Genomic DNA, 24,307 nt, shown 5'->3' on the forward strand with positions numbered 1-24,307 from the left:
ATCCAGTACGGATTTGCCTTGTGTCGGGATTCTCCCAGTGGCAGAAGGCCTTAGCGGCATCATTCAGAAATCACGTATATTTCGCGCAATAGTCGAGAATTGTTCTAAAAACCCTGCGTTACCGTGCATTCATTTGCCATTCAGGTCGCGTGAGTACATATTCGGGACAAGTTGGCATTACATTGAAAGCACAGCACATGGCCTCTCCTCTGAGCGTCGCAGCATTGGCCGCCGGTCTGGCGGTTTCGGCGCCCTCACCGGACGATACGCACACGCTTGTCCTGCGTGTGGCGGGCGATTGCAGCGCCGCAGCCCAGCAGGTCGTGGAAGAGACGGGCGGCCAGCTTCTTTCCGTGCAGCCGGTAGGCAATGCCTGCATCATCACCGTTCTCGTTCAGGGCAATGGCCAGCGTCCGCGCAAGGTGACGGTAAAGGTTCCGATGTAGGCGGAATCGGCTTATTCATGACATCAGTGATTTGCAGCGGATGAAGGCGAAGCGATGCGCATTCTGGTAGTCGAAGACGACGTCAATTTGAACCGACAGCTGAGCGACACGCTGAAAGAGGCGGGTTATGTCGTCGATCAGGCGTTCGATGGTGAGGAAGGCCATTTCCTCGGTGACACAGAGCCCTATGACGCCATCATCCTCGATATCGGCCTTCCCGAACTGGACGGCGTGACAGTTCTGGAAAAATGGCGCGGCGCCGGCCGCTCCGTACCGGTACTGATCCTGACCGCCCGTGACCGCTGGAGCGACAAGGTGGCCGGCATCGATGCGGGCGCCGACGACTATGTCACCAAGCCCTTCCATGTCGAGGAGGTGCTCGCCCGCATCCGCGCGCTGATCCGCCGTGCGGCCGGCCATGCCTCCTCGGAAATCGTCTGCGGCCCGGTGCGGCTCGATACCAAGACCTCGAAGGCGATCGTCAATGGCGTGGCGCTGAAGCTCACCTCGCATGAGTACCGCCTGCTTGCCTATCTCATGCACCATATGGGCGAGGTGGTGTCGCGCACGGAACTGGTCGAGCATATGTACGATCAGGATTTCGACCGCGATTCCAATACGATCGAGGTCTTCGTCGGCCGCCTGCGCAAGAAGATGGGCGTCGATCTGATCGAAACGGTGCGCGGTCTCGGTTACCGCATCCAAGCGCCGACCAATGCGAATTAAGTCGCTCACCGCACGCGTGCTCCTTCTGACCACGGTCTGGTCGACGGTGGCGCTGGTGGTGATCGGCCTGTTGATTTCGACACTCTATAGACGCAGCGCCGAGCGCGGCTTTCAGGATCTCCTGCGCGCGCAGCTGTATAACGTCATCAATTCCGTGACGATCGGTGATCAGGGTGCCCTGTCGGGCAGCCCGCAGCTCGGCGACCTGCGCTTCGCCCAGCCGAAGACCGGCTGGTACTGGGTAGTCGAGCCGCTCGGCACCTATACGACCGCGCCGCTCGTCTCGCCGTCTCTTGGTTCCGCGACGATCCCGGTGCTGTCGGTCGTGGAAGCCCCCTTCGACAAGAATTACGAGCGCTACTACCAGGTGACGGACGCCTCCGGGAACCGCGTGCAGGTGGCTGAAACCGAAGTCGTGCTCGATACCGACGGCCGAGCCGCGCGCTTCCGCGTGACAGGCAATGTCGATGTCGTGGAAGACGACGTCCGCAACTTCTCCCACCGGCTCTATCTGGCGCTCGCCGGCTTCGGCGTCGGCAGTCTCATCGTCAACGCGCTTGCCATTCTCTATGGCCTCAAGCCGCTCGACAAGGCGCGCGCCGCCCTGGAGCGTATTCGCGCCGGTGAAAGCGAGCAGTTGAAGGGTGATTTCCCCCGCGAAATCCTGCCACTTGCCAATGAGGTCAATGCGCTGATCGACAGCAACCGCCGCATCGTCGAGCGGGCGCGCATGCAGGTCGGCAATCTTGCCCATTCCCTGAAGACGCCGATAGCCGTGCTGCTCAATGAAGCGCGTGTGCTTGAGAGATCGCATGGCGACCTGGTGCGCAATCAGGCCGAAGCCATGCAGGGGCAGGTGCAGTCCTATCTCAACCGCGCCCGTATTGCCGCCCAGCGTGAATCCGTGCTTGCGCGCACCGATGCCGAACCGGCGCTCGAGCGGCTGGTGCGCGTCATGCGTCGCCTGAATGTCGATACCGAATTCGAACTGATCGTCCAGCCGCCGCATCTGGCTGTTGCCATGGAGCAGCAGGATCTCGAGGAGACGGTCGGCAACCTGCTGGAAAACGCTGCGCGTTTTGCCAAGAGCAAGGTGCGCCTCTCGGCGGTCGAAGCCGGCGATGACGTGAAGGGCACAGAAGCCAGCGCCAGAAAACATTGGGTGGAGCTTGCCGTCGAGGATGACGGCCCGGGCCTGGAGCCCGACCAGATCCGCGAAGCGCTGAAGCGCGGCCGGCGGCTGGATGAGAGCAAGCCCGGAACCGGCCTTGGCCTCTCCATCGTCACCGAAATTTCCAACGAGTACCAGGGCCGCCTGGAACTCACGCGCGGGGAGTGGGGCGGACTCAAAGCCAAGCTTATCCTGCCAGGTGTGACAAAGGATGTTGCATGAGCAACTGCTTGATGTCACAAAGATAGTGGCAAATGTATAGCATGCTTTGCCTTAATGCTGACACGGGGACGCTGCACTTCGATCGGCTCATTTTGACACCCCTGATCGTGGTTCGATTGCAATGACTCTACGTTCGCAAGGCATGATCGTTTCTTCCCTTCTCGTCGCCGTTGCGCTCTCTGGCTGCACGACGACGAAGGGAGCTACAACGCGTGGGCTCTTTGGCGGCGGCAAGCCCCCGGCTTCGGCCGCTTTCATCTCCGCCTTGCAGGGTGGCATCGTCGGACGCACCGGCGTGGAGCTTGATGACAGCGACAAGCAGCGGGCGCTGGAAGCCGAATACCGCGCGCTGGAAGGTGCAGCCGTCGGGCAGCCGGTGACCTGGACTGGTCGCGATGCCAATGGCAGCGTCGTTGCGGCAGCACCCTATCAGGTCGGCTCGCAGAACTGCCGTCAGTACACCCATACGGTGACGGTCGATGGCAAGAATACGCTGGCGCGCGGTGCCGCCTGTCGCAACGAAAACGGCACCTGGTCGCCGCTCGGCTGAGCGCCCTTGCTCGTTATCCTTGCGGCCAAAAGCCTCAAATCTTCGTCATTCCGGCATTGGCAGTTGGAATGAGGGCGCGCTTCAAGTAATTGGGCCGATATGCTGTTCTGGATTCTCGTGGCCGTCCTGACGGCGGCTGTTGCCGCCATTCTGCTTTACCCTCTTTTGCGTGGGGCGAAGGCGGCTGAGGATACGCGCGCCGGTGAAGCGGCCGTCTATCGCGACCAGTTGCGTGAACTCGACAGGGATCTATCGGGCGGCCTGATCAGCGCTGACGAGGCTGATTACGCCCGCGCGGAGATCGGACGCCGGCTGATCGCCGTTTCCGGTGTTGCTCCGGCCGAAGAACGCAAGCCCGCAAGGCATCACCGCCTGACCGAAGCCTTCATCGTGCTGCTCCTGCCGATCATAGGGCTCTGTCTTTACATGAATACCGGCAGGCCCGACCTGCCGTCCCAGCCGCTAGAGGCGCGGCTTGCCAATCCCGGGAATGATATGGCCGTTCTCGTGGCCAAGGCGGAGCGGCATCTGGCGCAGAACCCTGACGACGGCAAGGGCTGGGATGTGCTGGCGCCGATCTATTTCAGCACCATGCGCATTACCGACGCCGAGACCGCCTATCGCAACGCCATCCGTTTGCTTGGCCCAAGCCCCGCGCGTCTCGACGGCCTTGCAGAAACGCTGATGGCGATGGCCGAAGGCGTGGTGACCGAAGATGCGCGCAAGGTGCTGGAACAGTCGTTGGCGCTTGAGCCGAACAACCCGCGTGCGCGCTTCTATGTTGCTTTGAGCCTGGAGCAGGCGGGCCAGCCGGATCAGGCGCGCACGGCCTTCGAGGATCTGGCGAAGCAATCGCCTGATGATGCACCCTGGCTTCCGCTGGTCAACGAGCATATCGCCAAGAACGGCGGCACGGCGGTCGCCCCTGTAGCCGAGCCAGAAGCCAAGCCTGCCGCCCCGGTCGGGCCGACGGCGGAGGATGTGGCGGCGGCTCAGAACATGAATAGCGGCGACCGTCAGCAGATGATCCGTGGCATGGTGGAAAGCCTGGATGCCAAACTGTCGGCTGACCCTGATAATTTCGAGGGCTGGATGCGTCTCGTCCGCTCTTACGCCGTATTGAACGACAAGGATCGCGCTGCCGGCGCCTTGAAGCGGGGGCTTGCCGCCTTCCCGGCATCGGGCGACGAGGGCAGGCAGCTGCTCGCGCTGGCAAAGGAACTCGGCATCGCGACGGAAGGATTGAGTGAATGACGCGCAAGCAGAAACGCCTGGCGGTGATTGCCGGCGGCATGAGCTTCATCCTTGTCGCGGTGCTACTCGTGATGTTCGCCTTCAGCCAGTCGGTCGCCTATTTCTATATGCCGGGTGATCTCGCCAAGACACCGGTGGCGCCCGGCACCCGCATCCGCCTCGGCGGCCTTGTCGGAAGCGGCAGCGTCATGCGCGGCGAGGGCTCGGTCGTGCGCTTTGCCGTGACCGATCCGAGCGGAGAGATCGTCAATGTCCGCTATGAGGGCATCCTGCCGGATCTGTTTCGCGAGGGGCAGGGGGTGGTGACCGAAGGCGCCTTCGAGACGGGCAGCACTGTCTTCACCGCCGATACCGTGCTTGCCAAGCATGACGAGACCTATATGCCCAAGGAAGTGGCCGACAGGCTGAAGGCTCAAGGCCTCTGGGAAGAGGGCAAGGGCCCGACAAAGCAAGGTGAGGCGCCGCAAGGTGCTGAAGCCAAGGCTCAGGAAGCCCAGGCGCAAGAGACAAAGGCGACGCCATGATCATCGAGATCGGCCATTATGCGCTGGTTCTGGCGCTCGCAACCGCGATCGTCCTGTCGGTCGTGCCCGTGATCGGTGCCCGGCGCGGCGATCAGGCGATGATGGATGTCGCCCCGCTCGGTTCCGTCCTGCTCTTTGCCCTCGTCGCCTTCTCCTTCGGCGTGCTCACCTATGCCCATGTCGTCTCCGACTTCTCGGTGCAGAATGTCTGGGAGAACTCGCATTCGCTGGTGCCGCTGATCTACAAGTATTCCGGCGTCTGGGGCAACCACGAGGGCTCGATGATGCTCTGGCTCCTGATCCTTTCGCTGTTCAGCGCCCTGGTCGCGATCTTTGGCCGCAATCTGCCGGATACGCTGAAGGCCAATGTTCTCGCCGTCCAGGCCTGGATCTCGGTTGCCTTCATCCTCTTCATCCTGTTGACCTCCAATCCCTTCGTCCGCCTTGATCCGGCCCCTGCCGAGGGCAAGGACCTGAACCCGGTGCTGCAGGATATCGGGCTCGCCATCCATCCGCCGCTGCTCTACCTCGGTTATGTCGGCTTTTCCGTCTGCTTCTCCTTTGCCGTTGCCGCCCTTCTCGATGGCCGCATCGATGCCGCCTGGGCGCGCTGGGTGCGGCCCTGGACGCTGGCCGCCTGGACCTTCCTGACGCTCGGCATCGCCATGGGCTCCTACTGGGCCTATTACGAGCTCGGCTGGGGCGGCTGGTGGTTCTGGGATCCGGTGGAGAATGCCTCCTTCATGCCCTGGCTTGCCGGCACCGCACTTCTGCATTCCGCCCTCGTCATGGAAAAACGCGAGGCGCTGAAGATCTGGACGGTGCTGCTGGCCATCCTCACCTTCTCGCTGTCGCTGATGGGCACCTTCCTGGTGCGCTCCGGCGTCCTGACCTCGGTGCATGCTTTCGCCAGCGACCCGAGCCGCGGCGTCTTCATTCTCTGCATCCTCTTGATCTTCATCGGGGGCGCGCTGTCGCTCTTTGCCTTCCGCGCTCCGCTTCTGTCGGCCGGCGGCCTGTTTGCGCCGATCTCGCGCGAGGGGGCGCTCGTCGTCAACAACCTGATCCTGACGGTTGCCTGCGGCACGGTGTTAACAGGCACGCTCTATCCGCTGGTGCTGGAAACGCTGACCGGCGACAAGATCTCCGTCGGGCCGCCCTTCTTCAACCTGACCTTCGGCCTGCTGATGGCGCCGCTTCTGATCGTCGTGCCGTTCGGGCCGCTGCTTGCCTGGAAGCGCGGCGATCTGCTCGGCGCCCTGCAGCGGCTGTACGTTGTTGCCGGTCTCGCTTTCGTCGCAGCGCTGGTCTTCTTCTATCTCGAACATGGCGGCCCGGTCATGGCCGTGCTCGGCCTTGCTGCCGGCCTGTTCCTGATCTTAGGTGCGGTGGCCGACCTCTGGTATCGCGCCGGTATCGGCAAGGTGAAGGCGGATATCGCCTGGCGCCGGTTCTCCGGCCTGCCGCGCTCGGCCTTCGGCACGGCACTTGCCCATGCCGGGCTTGGCGTCACCGTGCTCGGCATTGTCGCGGTCACCACGTTCCAGACCGAACATGTGGTCGAGATGAAGCAGGGCCAGTCGACCGATGCCGGCGGCTACAGCATCGTCTTCGATGGCATGCAGCCGGCCACCGGTCCCAACTATACCGAGGACCGCGGCCATTTCTCGATCCGCCGCGGCGGCGCGCAAGTCGCCGATGTCTGGTCGGCCAAGCGGGTTTACACCGCCCGGCAGATGCCGACGACGGAAGCCGGTATCCTCACCTTCGGTCTCAGCCAGCTCTATGTCTCGCTGGGTGACGCCACCCATGACGGCGGCATCGTCGTGCGTATCTGGTGGAAACCCTTCATCCTGTGCATCTGGGGCGGGACCTTGATTATGGCCCTCGGCGGCTTCGTCTCGCTCAGCGACCGGCGTCTGCGTGTCGGTGCACCAAGCAGGAAGGCAAAGGCGAAGCCGGCGACACCCGCCATGGAGCCGGCGGAATGATGCGCCGTCCCCCATCTCCCTCATTCCTGTGCTTGTCACAAGAATCCAGCGCGCCCAAGTCCTTGGGCGCAGAAGACTCATTTGACACTGGCATGGATTCATTCACGGCGCGGACGCGCCGTGGCTGGATTCCTGTGACAAGCACAGGAATGAGGGGAGGAGAGGTTCGGCGCATGTCGCAAATCTCGTCTCTGCTCTCCCGGCTCCTCATTATCCTGTTCGTCCTCTTCACGCCCCTGTCCGCCTTCGCCGTCAACCCGGACGAGATGCTCACCGATCCGGCCCTCGAAGCGCGGGCGCGGGCACTGTCTGCCGAACTGCGCTGCATGGTCTGCCAGAACCAGTCGATCGACGATTCCAATGCCGATCTCGCCAAGGACCTGCGCCTGCTGGTGCGCGAGCGCATCACCGATGGCGATAGCGACGAACAGGTGCTGAACTACATCGTCTCACGCTACGGGGAATTCGTGCTGCTGAAGCCGCGCTTCAGCCTGCGCACGCTGCTGCTCTGGGGTGCACCGGTGCTGCTGATCCTCGCCGGCGGGGTTTCGCTCATCGTCTTTGCCCGCAAGCGGGCCGGCAAGCCAACCGGCAGCAAACTCACGGACGAAGAGCAGGCGAAGCTCGCCGAGCTACTGGAAAAATAAGAAACCATTCCGCCGCGACAAATCACGGCGGAATGGTTGATCCTCACGCCTTTCGATAGGGAAACAGCGCCCTGACTGCAGGATCGCGCAGCCACAAGCCGCCCCACATGAACAGCCCGAGATAGATGCTGAACAGGATATGGCTGAAGAGCGGGCTTCCGGCCCGGATCTGCGTGGCCATGGCACCCCCGAGCAGCCCCATCATCAGCACCGCACCGAAAACGCTCGTCTGCGGGATGAGGTAGAGCACGAGGCAGGTCAGCTCGATCAGGCCGATCATCAGCACATAGCCGTTTGGCCATCCGAGCTGGGTCATGGTTTCCTCGGCAATCGGCAGGCCAAGAAGCTTGGGGGCGATCGATGCTCCGAGCATGAAGAGCGCGAAAAGCCCGGTCAGCACGCGACCGGTCCAGATCATGGCCTTATCGCTCATCGCTGATCCGCCGGGATCGTATTGACCATCCAGGGTGTGCCGAAGCGATCGGTGAACATGCCGAAGCCCGGCGACCAGAAGGTCGCGTTGAAGGGCATGGTCACTTTGCCGCCTTCCGACAGCGCCTCGAAGACACGCTTCGCTTCCGCCGCATCCTGACTGTGATACGTGGCGCTGAAGCCGCCCATGTTCTCCTGATATCCGGGAGGGGCGTCACAGCCCATGAGGGACTGGTCGCCGACATCGAGCCAGGCATGCATGATCTTGTCCTTGAAGGACGGATCGATCGGCATGTCGCCGGGCGCTTCGGCGAAGGTGAACATGCCGTTCAGCTTGCCGCCGAGCACTTTGGCGTAGAATTCGAAGGCCTGCCGGCATTCGCCTTTGAAGACGAGATTCGTTACGAGTTTCATGGTCATCACTCCCTTTGATTTCCTTGAGCCGCAATCCAGCTTTCCAGCCTGCCGAAGGTGCTCTCCCAGCCGTGTCTGTGTCCGGTAAGGCTCTCTTCGGACCTCAGGTCCGCATGGGTGAAATCCATCAGCGTGCGGCCATCGGCCAGTTCCTCGAAGACGACGGTCACGAGTGTCACGACCGGTTCGCCATCCTCATGCGATCCCTCCCACTGGAAGGTGAAAGAGAGACGCGAGGGTTCCTCGATTTCCCTATAGACGCCGCTCTGCCACAGCAGGCTGCCATCCCCGATATTCTTCAGGCATGCCCTGTATGTGCCACCGACGCGCAGATCCTGCACGACGCTGACCGCCGGCCGTTCGACAGGGCCGAGCCAGGCAACGACCATTTCCGGCCGGGTCCAGGCGGCCCATAAGAGGGCACGCGGTGCATTGAATATCCGTTGCATATGCAATGTGGGGCGCGATAGCTGATCGGCCATGGTATTCCCCTATCGTGATTGAAAAATGAGAGGGCGACTGTCAATTGCGGGGGCCGCTGTCGTCCGCTCTCTGGATCTTTTGAAGGTAGCCATCCAACCGGTCGAAGCTCGATTCCCAGAAACGCCGGTATTGCTCCAGCCAGTCGGCAATGCCCTTCATCGCTATCGGTTCGAGCTTGGCCGGTCGCCATTGGGCTTCCTTGCCCCGGCTGATAAGCCCTGCCTTTTCCAGCACCTTCAGATGTTTCGAGACCGCCGGAAGGCTCATCTCGAAGGGGGCGGCGAGTTCGTTGACCGAAGCCTCGCCTTCGGCCAGCCGCGCGATGATCGCCCGGCGTGTGGGGTCTGCGAGGGCTGCGAAAGCGGCGCTCAGAGTGTCGGTCTGCATGATGGGCCTCGTATATAACTCAACGGTTAAATACAGGGCGCGATATCGATTGTCAACTGATCGGTTAAATGCGGTTTGGTCAATTAATCTCGCCCTTCGGCATGCAACCAAAAGAATATTGGTACATTACGAATTTTTCATGGGCTGGACAGTTCGTAGTAAGGTGCGGCGTCCTATATCTCGGTCATAACTGGTCCGGCACCGACGGAACGAAGGTCTGAACAAGAAAAGAAGGTACTCTTATGCTGAAAAATTTCCGCGGACGTCCGTCCCTCAAAACGGTGCTTCAGGCATCCACCGTTGCAGGTCTGGCAGCCGCCGTTCTTGCAACCGGTATCCCTGTCGAGATCTCCCGTTCCTATGCCGAGGCTGTCAATGTCCAGTCCCCCTCGGTTCCGAGCTTTGCAAATGTCGTTGACGCCGTTTCCCCGGCCGTCGTTTCCGTCCGCGTCGAAAGCCGCGTCAAGCCGGCCTCTGATGATGGCGACGGTTTCTCCTTCGATTTCAACGGTCGCGGCTTTGACGATCTGCCTGACGCTCTGAAGCCGTTCTTCCGTCAGTTCGGCGAACAGGGCCAGGGCCACCAGGGTCAGAACCAGCAGCGCCGCTTCGGCCAGCCGGGCGGTCCGGGCCGTCTGCGCCCTGTCGCTCAAGGTTCGGGCTTCTTCATCACTGAAGATGGCTACATCGTCACCAACAACCACGTCGTTTCCGACGGCTCCGCATTCGTTGCTGTCATGAACGACGGCACCGAGCTCGATGCCAAGCTGATCGGCAAGGACCCGCGCACCGACCTTGCCGTGCTGAAGGTCGATGGCAAGGGCCGCAAATTCACCTATGTCAACTGGGCCGATGACAACAAGGTCCGCGTCGGTGACTGGGTCGTCGCCGTCGGCAACCCCTTCGGCCTCGGTGGCACGGTCACGGCCGGCATCGTTTCGGCCCGCGGTCGTGATATCGGCTCCGGCCCCTATGACGATTACCTCCAGGTCGACGCAGCCGTGAACCGCGGTAACTCTGGTGGCCCGACCTTCAACCTCAACGGCCAGGTCGTCGGCATCAACACCGCGATCTTCTCGCCGTCGGGCGGCAGCGTCGGTATCGCCTTCGCCATCCCGGCCTCCACCGCCAAGGATGTCGTTGCCGACCTGATGAAGGACGGTACCGTTTCGCGCGGCTACCTCGGCGTTCAGATCCAGCCGGTCACCAAGGATATCGCCGACTCCCTCGGTCTCTCTGAAGCAAGTGGCGCTCTGGTCGTCTCCGCTCAGGAAGGCACGCCCGGCCAGAAGGCCGGCATGAAGACGGGTGACGTGGTCACTGCCGTCAACGGCGAGCCTGTCAAGGATGCCCGCGATCTCAGCCGTCGCATTGGCGCGATGACGCCGGGCAGCAAGGTCGAGCTTTCGGTATGGCGTTCCGGCAAGGCCCAGTCCGTGACTGTCGAGCTCGGCACGCTGCCGGCCGACCAGCAGGCTTCTGCTGGTGACGACAACGGCCAGCCGGAGCAGGCCCAGCCGCCGGCTTCCGAGAAGGCGCTTGCCGATCTCGGCCTGACGGTCGGCCCGTCGGATGACGGTAAGGGCCTCGCCATCACCGGCATCGATCCGAATTCGGATGCTGCCGACAAGGGCATCAAGGAAGGCGAGACGATCACCTCGGTCAACAACCAGGAGGTCTCCAGCGCCGACGATGTCGTCCGCGTCATCAACCAGGCCAAGAAGGACGGCCGCACCCGCGCGCTGTTCCAGATCCAGTCGAAGGACGGCAGCCGCTTCGTCGCGCTTCCGATCAATGGCCAGGGCTGATCTTCTGGCCTCAGAATGCCGGAGCCGCGCAGGCGCAAACGCCGCGCGGCTCCAACGCCTCAAGTCTGACGAATTCTTCACAGCTGCCAAATTCTTCAATTATGCCAAATTCTTCAATTATGAAGGACGCCCGCAATGACCTCCCCCCAACAAGAAGACGCTTTGAGCCTTGCCGAAAAGCAACCGGCGGGTAATGTCGGCCGCATGAAGATTCTCATTATCGAAGACGATCTCGAAGCGGCGGTCTATCTCACGAAAGCCTTTCGTGAGGCGGGGATCGTTGCGGACCATGCAAGCGACGGCGAAAGCGGTCTTTTCATGGGATCGGAGAATACTTACGACGTCATCGTCATTGACCGCATGCTGCCGCGCCGCGATGGTCTCTCCGTCATCAGCGAGCTGCGCCGCAAGGGCATCCACACGCCCGTTCTCATTCTTTCTGCCCTCGGCCAGGTCGACGACCGCGTGACGGGTCTCCGCGCCGGCGGCGACGATTATCTGCCGAAGCCCTACGCTTTCAGTGAGCTGCTTGCCCGCGTCGAAGTGCTCGGTCGCCGCAAGGGCACGCCGGATCAGGATGTCGTCTATCGCGTCGGCGATCTCGAGCTCGACCGCCTTTCCCATGAGGTTCGCCGTGGCGGCAAGGAAATCCCGCTGCAGCCGCGCGAATTCCGCCTGCTGGAATATTTGATGAAGAATGCCGGTCAGGTCGTGACCCGCACCATGCTGCTGGAGAATGTCTGGGATTACCACTTCGATCCGCAGACCAATGTCATCGACGTGCATGTCTCGCGCCTGCGCTCCAAGATCGAGAAAGACTTCAGCCAGCCGCTGCTGAAGACGATCCGAGGTGCGGGGTACATGATCAAGGATGAGGGATGAGCCGTTTCCGGGTTCTCTTCAAGTCCACCGCAGTCCGCCTTTCGGCACTTTATATCCTGCTTTTCGCCATCTGCGCTGCAACGCTCGTCTTCTATGTGACGGCGATGTCCGAGCGGCTGCTGACCGGCCAGATCCGCGATGCGGTCGCCCAGGAAGTGACGCAGGTCCAGCGCGCCTATGATGCCGGCGGCATGAACCTGCTTCTGCGCACGATGGAGCGCCGCGCCCGTCAGCCGGGCGCCAATCTCTACCTCATTGCAGGCCCCTCGGGTGATATCCTTGCCGGCAACGTCGCCTCCGTGCAGCCGGGTGTTTTCGAGGAGCAGGGCTGGACCTCGGTGCCCTTCATGTATCAGCGCTATACCGATAGCGGCGTGGTGCGGCATACGGCGATTGCCAACATCTTCGTTCTCGACAATGGCCTGCGCGTGCTGATCGGCCGCGACCTCGGCGAGCCGGAACGCTTCCGCGTGCTGGTGCGCCAGGCGCTGATGATCGCGCTCGCCATCATGGGCCTCGGCGCCATCATCATCTGGTTCGGCATCGGCCGCAACGCGTTGAAACGCATCGACCGCATGTCGGACGCCGGCAAGAAGATCATGGCCGGCGATCTCTCGCAGCGCCTGCCGGTCGCCGGCTCGGGCGACGAGTTCGACCGTCTTTCCGTCTCGCTGAACAACATGCTGGAACGCATCGAAAAGCTGAACGAAGGTTTGCGGCAGGTCTCGGACAATATCGCCCATGACCTGAAGACGCCGCTGACGCGCCTGCGCAACAAGGCCGCCGATGCGCTCGACATTGAGGACGGCGAGGTGCGCCGCGGCGCGCTGGAAGGCATCATCTCAGAATCCGACCAGCTGATTCGCACCTTCAATGCGCTGCTGATGATCTCCCGCGTGGAAGCCGGTTCCGTCGCCGCCGAAATGTCGCCGATCGAGCTCTCCGCCATCGTCGCCGACAGCGCCGAACTCTATGAGCCTGTCGCCGATGAGGCGGGCATGGCCCTGACCTCGGAGATCGAGCCCAGCATCGAGATCCAGGGCAATCGCGAACTGATCGGCCAGGCGATCTTCAATCTGCTCGACAATGCGATCAAATATTCCGCTGATACCGAAGGGCCAGGCGCCGTCTCGGTGAAGCTCAGCCGCCGCCCTGACGGCATCTGCCTTTCCGTCGCCGATCACGGCCCGGGCGTGCCGCTCGACAGGCGCGAGGACGTAGTGAAGCGCTTCGTGCGCCTGGATGAAAGCCGCTCGAAGCCGGGCACCGGCCTTGGCCTCTCGCTGGTCGAAGCGATCATGGAGCTGCATGGTGGCACGCTGGAACTGTCCGACACCGAGCCCGGCAATACCGAACGCCCCGGCCTCACCGTCAGTATGGTTTTCCCCGCTAAGGCAGCCTGATTTTCCTGATCATTTTCATATTGGCGCTTTCGTTTCGACACCCTAGTTTAAAGTCGCATTGCTGCATGGCAGGGAGAGCAAATGCTGACGAAATCGAACCACGGCCTGAAGGATGTCGCTGAAGGACTCCTGCGGCCGCTGAGCCAGGCGGAACTGAAGTCGGCGCTTGCCGACCTGCAGGATATCGGCAAGAGCGAGCCTGTCGTGGCTGAGATGCTGAAAGCCGAGGGGTCGCTGCGCGACTTTATCGCCGCCGTCCTGACGCTCTCTCCCTACCTGCGCGAAATCGCCAATCTCGATCCGGCAATCCTTGCTTCCGCTATCAGCGACCCGCTGGAGCCGCAGATCGAAGCGTTGATTGCAGAAGCGCGCGATTGCTGGAAACCGGACGGCGAAGGAAGTACGCCCGGCGAAAGCCAGGTGATGAGCAGGCTGCGCATCGTCAAGCGCAGGGTGGCCTTCCTCGTAGCCCTTGCCGATCTCGCCCGTATCTTCGACGGTCGCGCAACAACCGGCTGGCTCAGCGAACTTGCCGAGGCCTCGGTCGAGGCCGCCATCGATCACCTGCTGCTGTCGACGCATGAAAGCGGCAAGCTGAAACTGAAAAATATCGCCGCTCCCAGCGAAGGCTCCGGCGTAATCGTTCTCGGCATGGGCAAGCTCGGTGCCTCCGAACTCAACTATTCCTCCGATATAGACCTCGTCATCTTCTTCGATGAAGAGGCCGGCATCGTGCCCGACCCCGATGATGCGATCGAGATCTTCCCACGCATGATGCGACGGCTGGTGCGCATCCTGCAGGAGCGCACGGCGGATGGCTATGTCTTCCGCACCGATCTCAGGCTGCGGCCTGACCCCGGCTCCACGCCGCTCGCAATCCCCGTCGATGCCGCCATGATCTATTACGAGGGCAGGGGGCAGAACTGGGAGCGGGCCGCCTTCATCAAGGCCCGTGCGGTTGCCGGCGATATCGCGGCAGGCGAGCAGTTCCTGCGCGGCCTCGCTCCCTTCGTTTTCCGCAAATATCTCGATTATGCGGCGATTGCCGACATCCATTCCATCAAGCGGCAGATCCATGCCCATAAGGGCCACGGCGCAATCGCCGTGAAAGGCCACAACGTCAAGCTCGGCCGCGGCGGCATCCGCGAGATCGAATTCTTCGTGCAAACCCAGCAGCTGATCGCCGGCGGGCGCATGCCGGCTCTGCGCTCCCGCGTCACCGAGGAGACGCTGGCCGAACTCACCAGGGCAAAATGGATCGACGCGGAAACCCGAGACGAGCTGACCGAAGCCTACTGGTTCCTGCGCGATGTCGAGCACCGCATCCAGATGGTGCGCGACGAGCAGACCCATCTTCTGCCGGAGACGGACGCGGAATTGAAGCGTATCGCCTTCCTGATGGGCTTTACCGATACGCCGAGTTTTTCCGAGCGGCTGGTGGAGGTGCTCAAGGCGGTCGAGCGGCGTTATGCCGACCTCTTCGAACAGGAAACCAAACTCTCCGTTGGGACAGGCAATCTCGTCTTTACCGGCCAGGGCGACGATCCCGATACGCTGGAGACGCTGAGGAAACTCGGCTTCGAACGCCCTTCGGATATTTCCCGCATCATCCGCACCTGGCACTACGGCCGCTACCGTGCCACGCAATCGGTCGAGGCGCGCGAGCGGCTGACGGAGCTGACGCCCGGGCTTCTGCGCGTCTTCGGCGAAAGCAAGCGGGCGGACGAGGCGCTGCTGCGCTTCGACAGCTTCATTTCCGGCCTGCCGTCGGGCATCCAGCTCTTCTCGCTGCTTGGCAGCAACCCGGCGCTGCTCTCCCTCATCGTCAACATCATGTCCTCGGCGCCGAAGCTCGCGGAAGTCATCGCCGCCCGCCCGCATGTCTTCGACGGCATGCTCGACCCCGGCCTGATGGCCGAGCTGCCAACGCGCGACTATCTCGGCGAGCGGCTGAAGGCCTCGCTGGTGCAGGCCCGACACTATGAGGAAGTGCTGGACCGGCTGCGCATCTTCGCGTCAGAACAGCGCTTCCTGATCGGTATCCGCCTGCTGACAGGCGCAATCAATGGCGACATGGCCGCGCGCGCCTTCACCCATCTCGCCGATCTCATCATTGAAGCCGCCCTCGACGCGGTCATGAACGAGATCCGCGTTGCACACGGAAATTATCCCGGCGGACGGATTGCGATTGCCGGCATGGGCAAGCTCGGCAGCTTCGAACTGACGGCAGGCTCCGATATCGATCTCATCCTGCTCTACGACTACGACGATGCCGCTGGCGAATCCGACGGTGCAAAACCACTCGATGCGACGCGATACTTCACCCGCATCACCCAGCGCCTGATTGCTGCCCTCTCGGCCCCCACGGCAGAAGGCGTGCTTTATGAAGTCGACATGCGGCTTCGCCCCTCCGGCAACAAGGGACCGGTCGCGACCCGTATCAATTCCTTCGGCAAATACCAGCGCGAAGAGGCCTGGACCTGGGAGCACATGGCGCTGTCGCGCGCCCGACTGATCTGCGGCGACCAAAGCCTGGTCGGCGAGGCGGAAGGCATCATTGCTGACGTGCTCTCAACAAAACGCGATATCGCCAAGGTCGCCCACGACGTCGCGGAGATGCGCGAGCTGATCGAAAAGGAAAAGGCGCCGGAAAATGGCTGGGATCTGAAGCTCATTCCGGGCGGCGTGATCGATATCGAATTCATCGCCCAATATCTGGCCCTGATCGCGCCGGTAAAGGGTGTCGAGACCAAGATCAACGGCCTTACCACCGGTGCCGCTTTGAAGACGATCGGCGACAAGTTGATGACCTCCGCCGATCTCGATACCTGCCTCGAAGCTTTCGCGCTCTACACAGAGCTTTCGCAACTGATCCGGCTCTGCATCGACAGCCTCTTCGATCCCAAGGAAGCACCCGCGGGCCTGACCGAGCTCGTCTGCCGGGCCGGAGACTGCCCTGACATCAAGACTTTGGAGGGCGAAGTAAAGCGGCTTTCCAAGGCGGTCCGTAAGGTCCTTCAGACGGTGGTGAAGGCGTAGGACCGGATTGCCTCAGGCTTGATCGGGAATACGCAGCGAGATGACCGTTCCGACCGACTCGCGCGAGCGTATTTTCATGCTGCCGCCGTGCAAGCTTGTCAGCGAACGGGAGATGGCGAGGCCGAGGCCGGAGCCGCCTTTGCTCTTGGCATACTGGCTCTGTACCTGCTCGAAGGGCTGGCCGATCTTGATGAGTGCTGCGCGCGGGATGCCGATGCCGGTATCTGCGATAGTGACCATGACGCCATCGGCGACGCGGCGGGTACGAACCGCAATGCGCCCGCCTTCATTGGTGAACTTCACGGCATTGGAGAGCAGGTTCAGCAGCACCTGCTTCATGGCGCGGCGGTCGGCCATCAGCGTCATGCCCGAGGAGATGCGCTGCTCGATGACGATGTTCTTTTCAGCGGCCGGAATGGCGGTGAAGCGCAGGCTTTCCTCGATCAGCGGCGCAAGGTCGGTGCGCTCGCGCGACAGCAGCATGTGACCGGCCTCGATCTTCGACATGTCGAGAATATCGTTGATGACGTTGAGGAGATGCTTGCCGCTGTCATGGATGTCGCGGGCATATTCATTGTACTTGGCCGAGCCGAGCGGCCCGAACATCTGGTTCTGCAGGATTTCCGAGAAGCCGAGGATGGCGTTGAGCGGCGTGCGCAGCTCATGAGACATGTTGGCGAGGAATTCCGACTTCGCCTTGTTGGCCGCTTCCGCGCGCTCCTTCTCCACCAGATAGTTGGAGTTGGCGGTCGAAAGCTCGGCCTTCTGCGATTCCAGCGTCTGGCGGGAGGCGGAGAGATCGTTGATCGTCGCCATCAGTCGGCGCTCGGAGTCGCGCAGGCGCTCCTGGTGACGCTTCAAGGGCGTGATGTCGGTGCCAACCGATACGCGACCGCCGTCACGGGTGCGACGTTCGTTGATCTGCAGCCAGCGTTCGTCGGCAAGCTGCACTTCCGTCGTGCGCGAATAGCCGGAACCGTCCGCATCGGCAATGCGCCGCTCGATGACGGGCCGCGCCGCAGCGGCATGAACGACCGTACGTTCCGTGCCGGGCACCAGCACGCTGTCCGGAAGTCCGTAGGCCTGCTGAAAATGCGCGTTGCACATGACGAGCCGGTCGTTCTTGTCCCACAGCACGAAGGCTTCCGAGGTACACTCGATAGCATCGGCCAGTCGCTGGTCGGCCTCGGCGTAGCGCTGAGCAAGCCGATGCTGTTCGGTCACGTCCATGGCGATGCCGATCATGTGCACGCGGCCGGAATGGCCGCGGATCACCTGAGCGCGAGCGCGCATCCAGACATAGTGGCCGCTCGCGTGGCGCATGCGGAAGATCTGGTCGACCTGGCCGGAATCGCCCTTGGCGACGGCGCGGGCGATCTCGTGCAGCCCGTTATCCTCCGGATGCATGAGCCTTGCCGCATCGGCAAAGCCCATCGTCTTGTCGGAGCCGGCAAGTCCGAGCATGTCGTACATCGAGCGCGACCAGAAGAATTCGCGATTGTGGAAATCGAAATCCCAAAGGCCGCAGCGGCCGCGCGACAGCGCCGTCTCGACCCTGAGATTGGATTCCAGGAAGATGTCATCGGCATCGCGCGCCCGCTTCACCTGCATGTAATAGGCATAGAGGATGACGAGCAGGATGGAGGAGATGCCGGCAAACAGCGTGACGTTGAGCGTCAGTTCCTCGCGCCAGAGACGGTTTATCTCGTTGAGCGACGTGGCGGAAACGATATAGCCGCCCGCCGTGCCCATCAGGGAGATCTCGGCATAATGCAGCTCGCCGCCGATGCTGGTTTCGATGACATCAGTGCGGTCGCCGAAGCGGCGGATCGCGGAGATCTCCGGGAAGAGGGCCGAGACATCGGCGCCGATATAGGAGGCACCGGCCGTCGTTGCCGCAAACACCTTGCCGCTTGCCTGCACCAGCAGCACGAAGGCGCCGTTCTCCAGCCGATCCTGCGGCAGGAATTTCGCAAGGCGCGCCTGCGCCTCTGCCGCACTGCCGCCGTCGAAGAGATCGGTCGCATCGGCAAAGACGGCGGCCGCCGTTGCAGCCGAAAGCGCCGTTGCATGCCGTGCGGAGGCTTCCATGCGGCTATATTCGCTGACCATGCCGAAGAAATGCGAGGCCGCAACGACAGCAAGAAAGGCAACAATGAGAACAGGGATCGTCCGCTTCAGGAGAAGCTCTGCCTTTGGCAGGTGGCGCAGCAATGGCTCAGGAGCTTTTGCGGTCTGTCCGGACAGGCTGTCGCGCCAGGCTTTGAGCCCGCCAAAATCGACACGCAGCCGTCCTTCGGCCGCGGTTGCCCGCCGCACGTCCATCATCTCTGAACCTAATCCCTCGTGTGATTCGCGCGCCGCTCGCTCGAACTACACCTAGAGAATCATGCGTGATTCGCCTTGTCCAGAGCCGGCGGTAAAAATTTATTAACCATTTGGGATTGCTGGTTTTTCGGAGGGATTCGCTGATGGCGGGCCTAGCTGTCCCACGGGTGGAAGACAGCTAGGCGGCAAATCATTTGCGGAAAATCACCCCTTGAGCGTGCGCTCGACGATGTCGCGGACATCGGTTGAAAGGTTGGCCGCCCGTTCGATCTCGATCAGTGCCGAGCGTGCATGATCGGCGCGGGCCGATTCCAGCGAGCGCCAGGAGCGCATCGAGGTCAGCAAGCGTGCGGCTAGCTGCGGGTTGCGCTGGTCGATGTCGAGGATCTCGCCGGCGAGGAAACGGTAGCCTTCGCCGTCGGCGCGGCCGAAGCCGGTCGGATTGCCGAAGGCGAACGTGCCGACCAGCGAGCGCATGCGGTTCGGGTTCGTGCGCTTGAAGAGCGGGTTTTCGATCAGCGCCTTGACGCGATCGACCGCGCCCGACCCGGGAATGCCGGCCTGGATCGCAAACCACTTGTCGACGACGAGCGCATTTTCCGAGAAACGGCTGCGGAAGGATTCGAGCGCCGCCTTGGCCTCTGCGCTGTCGGGGAAGCGATGGGCGAGGATCGTCAGCGCATGGCTGAGATCGGTCATGTTGTTGGCGCCGTCGAAGGCGGCCTTGGCGCGAGCCGGGCTGCCCTCGGCATAGGAGAGATAGGTAAGGGCGGTGTTGCGCAGCGCGCGGCGGCCGGCGCTCTTGGCATCCGGGCTGAATTCACCCGGTGTGGTCATCGCGTCGTAGAGGGCCGCGAAGGTGGCTTTGCCGGCTTCGGCGATCTGCTTCATGATCGCCTGGCGGCCGGCATGGACGGCATCGGGATCTATGTTGCTGCCGAGCTCGCGGGCGATGTCGGATTCGCTCGGCAAGGCCAGCGCCTGGGCGCGGAAGGCAGGCTCGAGGCTTTCATCGGCAGCCGCCGCAATCAGCGTATCGACGAAGGTCTGTTCGCAGACGATCGGCGCACCCTCGCGGGCATCGCGGGCGGCTTTCAGGAGGTTCGGCAGCGCCAGATCCGTCAGCGCCTGCCAGCGGGCGAAATGATCCGTCTCATAGCGGGCGAGCAGCGCCAGATCGGCCGGGCTCTGATCGAAATGCAGATTGATCGGCGCAGAGAAGCTGCGGTTGATCGAAACCACCGGGCGCGAGCCGATACCGTGGAAGACGGCAGTCTGTGTCCGCGCCGTAAGATGCAGCACCTCGCCGGCATATTCGGCGCCGTCGACGGTAGCAGGTTCGATCTTGGAGCCGTCCTCTGCAAAGAGTGCGAGGCTCAGCGGAATATGCATCGGCTCCTTGGTCGGCTGGCCGGGTGTCGCGGGGATCATCTGTTCCAGTGACAGGCTGAACGTCTTGGCGCCTGCATCATAGGTGCCGGATGCGGTCACGAGCGGCGTGCCGGCCTGATGGTACCAGAGCGAGAACTGCGCGAGATCGCGGCCGCTCGCATCCTCGAAGCATTTGATGAAATCCTCGATCGTGACGGCCTGGCCGTCGTGACGATCGAAATAGAGGTCCATGCCCTTCTTGAAGGTCTCGCGGCCAAGCAGGGTCGCGATCATGCGCGTGACTTCGCTGCCCTTCTCATAGACCGTCGTCGTATAGAAGTTGTTGATCTCGCGATACTTGGTCGGGCGCACCGGATGGGCGAGCGGGCCGCCGTCTTCCGGGAACTGCTCGGATTTCAGGTGGCGCACTTCGGCAATGCGCTTGACCGGGCGCGAACGCTGGTCGGACGAGAATTCGTGGTCGCGATAAACAGTCAGGCCTTCCTTGAGGCAGAGCTGGAACCAGTCGCGGCAAGTGATGCGATTGCCGGTCCAATTATGAAAATACTCATGCGCGATGATCGCCTCGATATTGGCGTAATCGGCATCGGTCGCCGTCTCGGGATCGGCGAGCACGTATTTGTCGTTGAAGATGTTGAGGCCCTTGTTCTCCATGGCCCCCATGTTGAAGTCGGAAACCGCGACGATCATGAAGATGTCGAGATCGTATTCGCGCCCGAACACCTCTTCGTCCCACTTCATCGAGCGCTTCAGCGCGTCCATCGCATAGGCCGCGCGCGGCTCCTTGCCATGCTCGACGTAGATCTTCAGCACGACCTCGCGGCCGGACATCGTGGTGAACGTGTCTTCGACGACGCCGAGATCGCCGGCGACCAGTGCGAAGAGATAGCTCGGCTTCGGATGCGGGTCGAACCAGGCGGCGAAATGCTTGCCCGGACCATAGCCGGCACCACCGAGGAAATTGCCGTTAGACAAGAGCAGCGGGTTGGCATCCTTGTCGGCGATGATGTTGACCGTATAGGGCGCCAGCACATCCGGCCGGTCGGGGAAATAGGTGATGCGGCGGAAGCCTTCGGCCTCGCACTGCGTGCAATAGATGCCGCTGGTGCGGTAAAGGCCCATCAGCTGTGTATTGGCTTCCGGATTGATGATCGTGGTGACGGTCACTTCGAAAGGCACCGTTTCCGGCAGGTCGCGGATGGTCAGGCTTTCGGGCGTTACCGTATAGCGTTCCGGCGCCAGTTCGTTCTGGTCGAAGAGAAGGCTGGAAAGATTGAGCTCGTCGCCATCGAGGATGAGGGGAGCGGAAAGATCGGCGCCTTCGCGGCGATGGAAGATCAGCCGCGCTTCCACCTTTGTTTCTGTCGGATCCAGTTCAAAAGTCAGGTCGACGCGTTCCAGCACGAAATCTGTTGGGCGGTAATCTGCCAGATTGATGACCTGACCGGTATCTGTTCGCATGTTGCCTGAAGACCTTTATTAGACAATGGCCGATTACAGAGGCGGGCGCACTCTGCTGAAATTTGGCCGCCATAATTACATTAAAGTCTGAACTAAAGTTAAAGCAAATCGACCGTGAATGCGAAGTTCACAGCCAAATTATTATGGTCAATTTGTCGTGCATGTGCAGCTGAAAGGAGAAGACCGCTATTTGAGATTGAGCGCAGTCTTGATCTCGGCGTCGCTTTCCGTCTGCTGGATGACAACGCCATACCAGCCGAGCCCGTCATAATCCTCGTAGCCGAGCGTGCGCGCGAAGGCGACGATCGAGCCGTTATTGTCGTAATAGCTGCCCTTAGGCTGACCGGTCTGGTTGGCGAGCGCGAAATGGGTGAAGAGCATGGCCGGATTGGTGCTGGCGATCACACGGCTTGCGCCGTCGAGCAGCATGACGGTGGTCTTTTCCGCAAGCTGCGGCGGCAGGTTCGCTTCCTTCTCGACAATCGCCTGACCCTGATTCTGCCAGTCGAAATAGACGCCGAGCGTACCCAGGAGCTTGCCGTCGAGCTTGCCGCCTTCGCGGATGCCGGTCGCATAGACGAGCGCATGGCGCTGGTCGTGGAGAGGGCTCGGTTTTACTTCATCGACGATATAGTCGTCGCCGGAGGCGCAGCCCGCCGCGGCCCGGAACCACGGATCGCCCGCAAGCGATGAACCTGATATCTTGCGCTGAAAGGTCGGATTGGCCGATGCGATCACCCGGCCGGAGAGATCAGTCATCACGAGGTCGAGATAAACAGTATAAAAGCGGTTGATGACGCCGAGCCGTTCGGCCGCGAACGCGACACGATCCTTGTCCGGCTCCTGCAGCGCCTGCCAGAGCGCCGGATCCGTCGCCCACCAGCGCACGTCGGCGGTGCGTTCGAAGAGGTTGCGCACGATGAGCTGAACCAGCGTCTGCGCGAGATCGGTCAACCGCACGCCTTCCATCTCGGTGACGAGCGAATCCGCCATCGCACGGCTGAGACCGATGCGCCCGAGCACATTGCTTTCGAACTTGTTGGTGATCTCCGTGGCGATCTGCGCCAGCCGCTGCACTTCATTGGCGACGACGGCAAAGCCCTTGCCGGTTTCGCCGGCGCGGGCCGCCTCGATCAGCGCGTTGATGGCAAGCAGCTTGATCTGCTTGACGATGCTGGTGTTGTCGGCGCTGAAGCGCTCCAGATCCGTGCTGATGCCATCGGTGACGACACGCATCGAGCGGGGCGTTGCGTTCTGCGACTGGGAAACGATCTCTGCGCTGAGCGGCTTCATCAAAAAGATCCTGAAAATAATCTGACGCGACTGGCTGCGGAACGAATGCGATTCTTTTGTATGATTAATTAGCTGAGAACGATGCGGTGGCATGGTTTGCAACCGGTTAACGCAATGGGTGCGGATGCGAACATTTTCGGGCGAATAAGCGTAAAACGCGAAGTTTTTTCATCAGAAAACGGAATTGCACAGAAAAGCGGCAGACAAAAAGCGGGTAAATACTTGCCGCCCACAGCATTGGCCCGAAAATCGGAATCGATTTTCGGAAAGCCTGATACTTAGATTCCAAGAGTTAGGGCGTCCTTTGTGCGTCCGAATGGACGCACGGCGCTCTACTGCGCGCAGATTTTTTCCCACCGGTGCATTTCTTCGGTTACGATGAAGAAATCATCCGCTGCGTTCGAGTCGAACGCGTCTCCCCCGCTCGGCATGCCCGCATAAGAGCCTGGATTATGGAATCGGTTCTCAGAAACCCGATGAGAGGCATTGCGCTGAAAGTCTCGTCGGTCGTGGTCTTCCTGGCCATGCAGACATTCATCAAGCTGGCTGGGTCGGATATTCCGCCGGGGCAGGTGACTTTCTGCCGCTCCTTCTTCGCGCTGTTTCCGATCATGGCCTATCTCGGCTACCGGCGTCAGCTGCGCTCTGCCTTCTATACGGCCAATCCGATCGGCCATCTGAAGCGCGGCACGCTCGGCATCATCTCGATGGGGCTCGGCTTCTACGGGCTTCTGCATCTGCCGCTGCCGGAGGCGATCGCGCTCGGTTATGCCACGCCGCTCGTCGCCGTCATTTTCGCGGCGGTTTTCTTAGGAGAGACGGTGCGCGTCTATCGCTGGAGCGCCGTCTGCTTCGGCATCATCGGTGTCGCCATCATCTCCTGGCCGAAGCTCACGCTGTTCCGGGAGGGCGGCATGGCGGCTGAACAGGCGGTCGGTGCACTCTGCGTGCTGCTGTCGGCCGTGCTCGGCGGCATGGCGATGATCCAGGTGCGCCGGCTCGTGGAGGAAGAGAAGACGGCGACGATCGTCCTCTACTTCTCGATCACCGCTTCGGTCTTCTCGCTTGCGACCGTCCCCCTCGGCTGGCTTCTGCTCGACTGGTCCTCGGCTCCTTTCCTCATCGCTGCCGGTTTCTGCGGCGGTGTGGCGCAAATCCTCCTGACCGAGAGCTACAGGCACGCGGATGTTTCCACCGTCGCTCCCTTCGAATACAGCTCGATCCTGCTTGGCGGCATCGTCGCTTACTATGTGTTCGGCGACGTTCCGAGCAGTACGATGCTTTTCGGCACGGTCATCGTCATTGCCGCCGGCATCTTCATCATCTACCGCGAGCACCAGCTTGGCCTGGAGCGCCGCGAAGCGCGAAAAGCCGGTGCGCCGCAATCCTGAGCGGCTGAACCTATATCACAAGGCGAATTTTTTATCGCTCTGATTGAAAAATTATGTCATCCG

The 24,307-nt window shown here is 61.7% G+C and carries 20 protein-coding genes; 13 read left to right on the plus strand and 7 right to left on the minus strand.

What is annotated here, in order from left to right; genetic code table 11:
- Positions 1-197 precede the first annotated feature (197 nt).
- From AB8B33_RS03995 to AB8B33_RS04030, 8 genes are all read left to right on the plus strand, one after another.
- Entirely contained in the window at positions 198-446 is a 249-nt protein-coding gene (locus AB8B33_RS03995; protein ID WP_113324137.1) for a hypothetical protein, read from the plus strand.
- Positions 447-500: 54 nt separating this feature from the next.
- Positions 501-1,172, plus strand: coding sequence for a response regulator transcription factor (locus tag AB8B33_RS04000; protein ID WP_113324136.1), 672 nt, complete (start codon positions 501-503; stop codon positions 1,170-1,172).
- Positions 1,162-2,565, plus strand: coding sequence for a sensor histidine kinase (locus AB8B33_RS04005; protein ID WP_113324135.1), 1,404 nt, complete (start codon positions 1,162-1,164; stop codon positions 2,563-2,565). Before AB8B33_RS04000 ends, AB8B33_RS04005 begins: the two co-directional genes overlap by 11 nt.
- Before the next feature lie 121 nt (positions 2,566-2,686).
- Positions 2,687-3,115, plus strand: a complete 429-nt coding sequence (locus tag AB8B33_RS04010) for a hypothetical protein (protein WP_310377810.1) — start codon at positions 2,687-2,689, stop codon at positions 3,113-3,115.
- A gap of 99 nt (positions 3,116-3,214) precedes the next feature.
- Entirely contained in the window at positions 3,215-4,369 is a 1,155-nt protein-coding gene (gene ccmI / locus AB8B33_RS04015) for a c-type cytochrome biogenesis protein CcmI (protein ID WP_439014431.1), read from the plus strand.
- A complete protein-coding gene (gene ccmE / locus AB8B33_RS04020; RefSeq protein WP_439014432.1) occupies positions 4,366-4,893 on the plus strand; it encodes a cytochrome c maturation protein CcmE in 528 nt (175 codons plus the stop codon). The genes ccmI and ccmE overlap by 4 nt, the downstream gene beginning before the upstream one ends.
- Complete coding sequence (locus AB8B33_RS04025) at positions 4,890-6,884, plus strand: heme lyase CcmF/NrfE family subunit (protein WP_439014434.1); 1,995 nt, start codon at positions 4,890-4,892, stop codon at positions 6,882-6,884. Before ccmE ends, AB8B33_RS04025 begins: the two co-directional genes overlap by 4 nt.
- Positions 6,885-7,057: 173 nt before the next feature.
- A complete protein-coding gene (locus AB8B33_RS04030) occupies positions 7,058-7,531 on the plus strand; it encodes a cytochrome c-type biogenesis protein (RefSeq protein ID WP_439014435.1) in 474 nt (157 codons plus the stop codon).
- 43 nt (positions 7,532-7,574) lie between these two features.
- Here AB8B33_RS04030 and AB8B33_RS04035 read toward each other — a convergent pair whose 3' ends face one another.
- The 4 genes from AB8B33_RS04035 to AB8B33_RS04050 are packed head-to-tail and all read right to left on the minus strand — an operon-like array spanning position 7,575 to position 9,247.
- Positions 7,575-7,964, minus strand: a complete 390-nt coding sequence (locus tag AB8B33_RS04035; protein WP_439014436.1) for a DoxX family protein — start codon at positions 7,962-7,964, stop codon at positions 7,575-7,577.
- Positions 7,961-8,377 (minus strand): VOC family protein, encoded by a 417-nt coding sequence (locus AB8B33_RS04040; RefSeq protein ID WP_439014437.1) that lies wholly within the window; start codon positions 8,375-8,377, stop codon positions 7,961-7,963. The genes AB8B33_RS04035 and AB8B33_RS04040 overlap by 4 nt, the downstream gene beginning before the upstream one ends.
- A 5-nt stretch (positions 8,378-8,382) precedes the next feature.
- Complete coding sequence (locus AB8B33_RS04045; RefSeq protein ID WP_439014438.1) at positions 8,383-8,859, minus strand: SRPBCC family protein; 477 nt, start codon at positions 8,857-8,859, stop codon at positions 8,383-8,385.
- Between the two features lie 40 nt (positions 8,860-8,899).
- Positions 8,900-9,247 (minus strand): metalloregulator ArsR/SmtB family transcription factor, encoded by a 348-nt coding sequence (locus tag AB8B33_RS04050; protein WP_113324126.1) that lies wholly within the window; start codon positions 9,245-9,247, stop codon positions 8,900-8,902.
- 242 nt (positions 9,248-9,489) lie between these two features.
- Here AB8B33_RS04050 and AB8B33_RS04055 point away from each other — a divergent pair, with 242 nt between their 5' ends.
- The 4 genes from AB8B33_RS04055 (at position 9,490) to AB8B33_RS04070 (ending at position 16,379) form a co-directional block, all read left to right on the plus strand.
- On the plus strand, positions 9,490-11,055 hold the full coding sequence (locus tag AB8B33_RS04055; protein ID WP_439014440.1) for a Do family serine endopeptidase: 1,566 nt from the start codon (positions 9,490-9,492) through the stop codon (positions 11,053-11,055).
- Positions 11,056-11,190: 135 nt separating this feature from the next.
- Positions 11,191-11,937 carry a response regulator transcription factor gene (locus AB8B33_RS04060; protein ID WP_029616368.1) on the plus strand — a complete coding sequence of 249 codons (747 nt, stop codon included), beginning with the start codon at positions 11,191-11,193 and terminating at the stop codon, positions 11,935-11,937.
- Positions 11,934-13,340, plus strand: a complete 1,407-nt coding sequence (locus AB8B33_RS04065) for a HAMP domain-containing sensor histidine kinase (RefSeq protein ID WP_113324124.1) — start codon at positions 11,934-11,936, stop codon at positions 13,338-13,340. Before AB8B33_RS04060 ends, AB8B33_RS04065 begins: the two co-directional genes overlap by 4 nt.
- Positions 13,341-13,421: 81 nt before the next feature.
- The gene (locus AB8B33_RS04070; protein ID WP_439014442.1) at positions 13,422-16,379 is read left to right on the plus strand and encodes a bifunctional [glutamine synthetase] adenylyltransferase/[glutamine synthetase]-adenylyl-L-tyrosine phosphorylase; all 2,958 of its coding nucleotides are present in this window, start codon (positions 13,422-13,424) and stop codon (positions 16,377-16,379) included.
- A 12-nt stretch (positions 16,380-16,391) separates the two neighbouring features.
- Here the strand turns inward: AB8B33_RS04070 and AB8B33_RS04075 are convergent, their stop codons facing one another.
- The 3 genes from AB8B33_RS04075 to AB8B33_RS04085 all read right to left on the minus strand — a co-directional run bounded on the left by AB8B33_RS04075 (position 16,392) and on the right by AB8B33_RS04085 (position 22,853).
- Positions 16,392-18,707: a PAS domain-containing sensor histidine kinase gene (locus tag AB8B33_RS04075; RefSeq protein WP_439014443.1), complete on the minus strand. Its 2,316-nt coding sequence runs from the start codon at positions 18,705-18,707 to the stop codon at positions 16,392-16,394.
- 204 nt (positions 18,708-18,911) lie between these two features.
- Complete coding sequence (gene pepN, locus AB8B33_RS04080; RefSeq protein WP_439014444.1) at positions 18,912-21,560, minus strand: aminopeptidase N; 2,649 nt, start codon at positions 21,558-21,560, stop codon at positions 18,912-18,914.
- Between the two features lie 186 nt (positions 21,561-21,746).
- On the minus strand, positions 21,747-22,853 hold the full coding sequence (locus tag AB8B33_RS04085) for a methyl-accepting chemotaxis protein (RefSeq protein WP_439014445.1): 1,107 nt from the start codon (positions 22,851-22,853) through the stop codon (positions 21,747-21,749).
- 452 nt (positions 22,854-23,305) lie between these two features.
- Here AB8B33_RS04085 and AB8B33_RS04090 point away from each other — a divergent pair, with 452 nt between their 5' ends.
- Positions 23,306-24,244, plus strand: coding sequence for a DMT family transporter (locus AB8B33_RS04090; protein ID WP_439014446.1), 939 nt, complete (start codon positions 23,306-23,308; stop codon positions 24,242-24,244).
- Positions 24,245-24,307 lie beyond the last annotated feature (63 nt).

Source organism: Rhizobium sp. 768_B6_N1_8 (assembly GCF_051811225.1).
GTDB lineage: Bacteria > Pseudomonadota > Alphaproteobacteria > Rhizobiales > Rhizobiaceae > Rhizobium.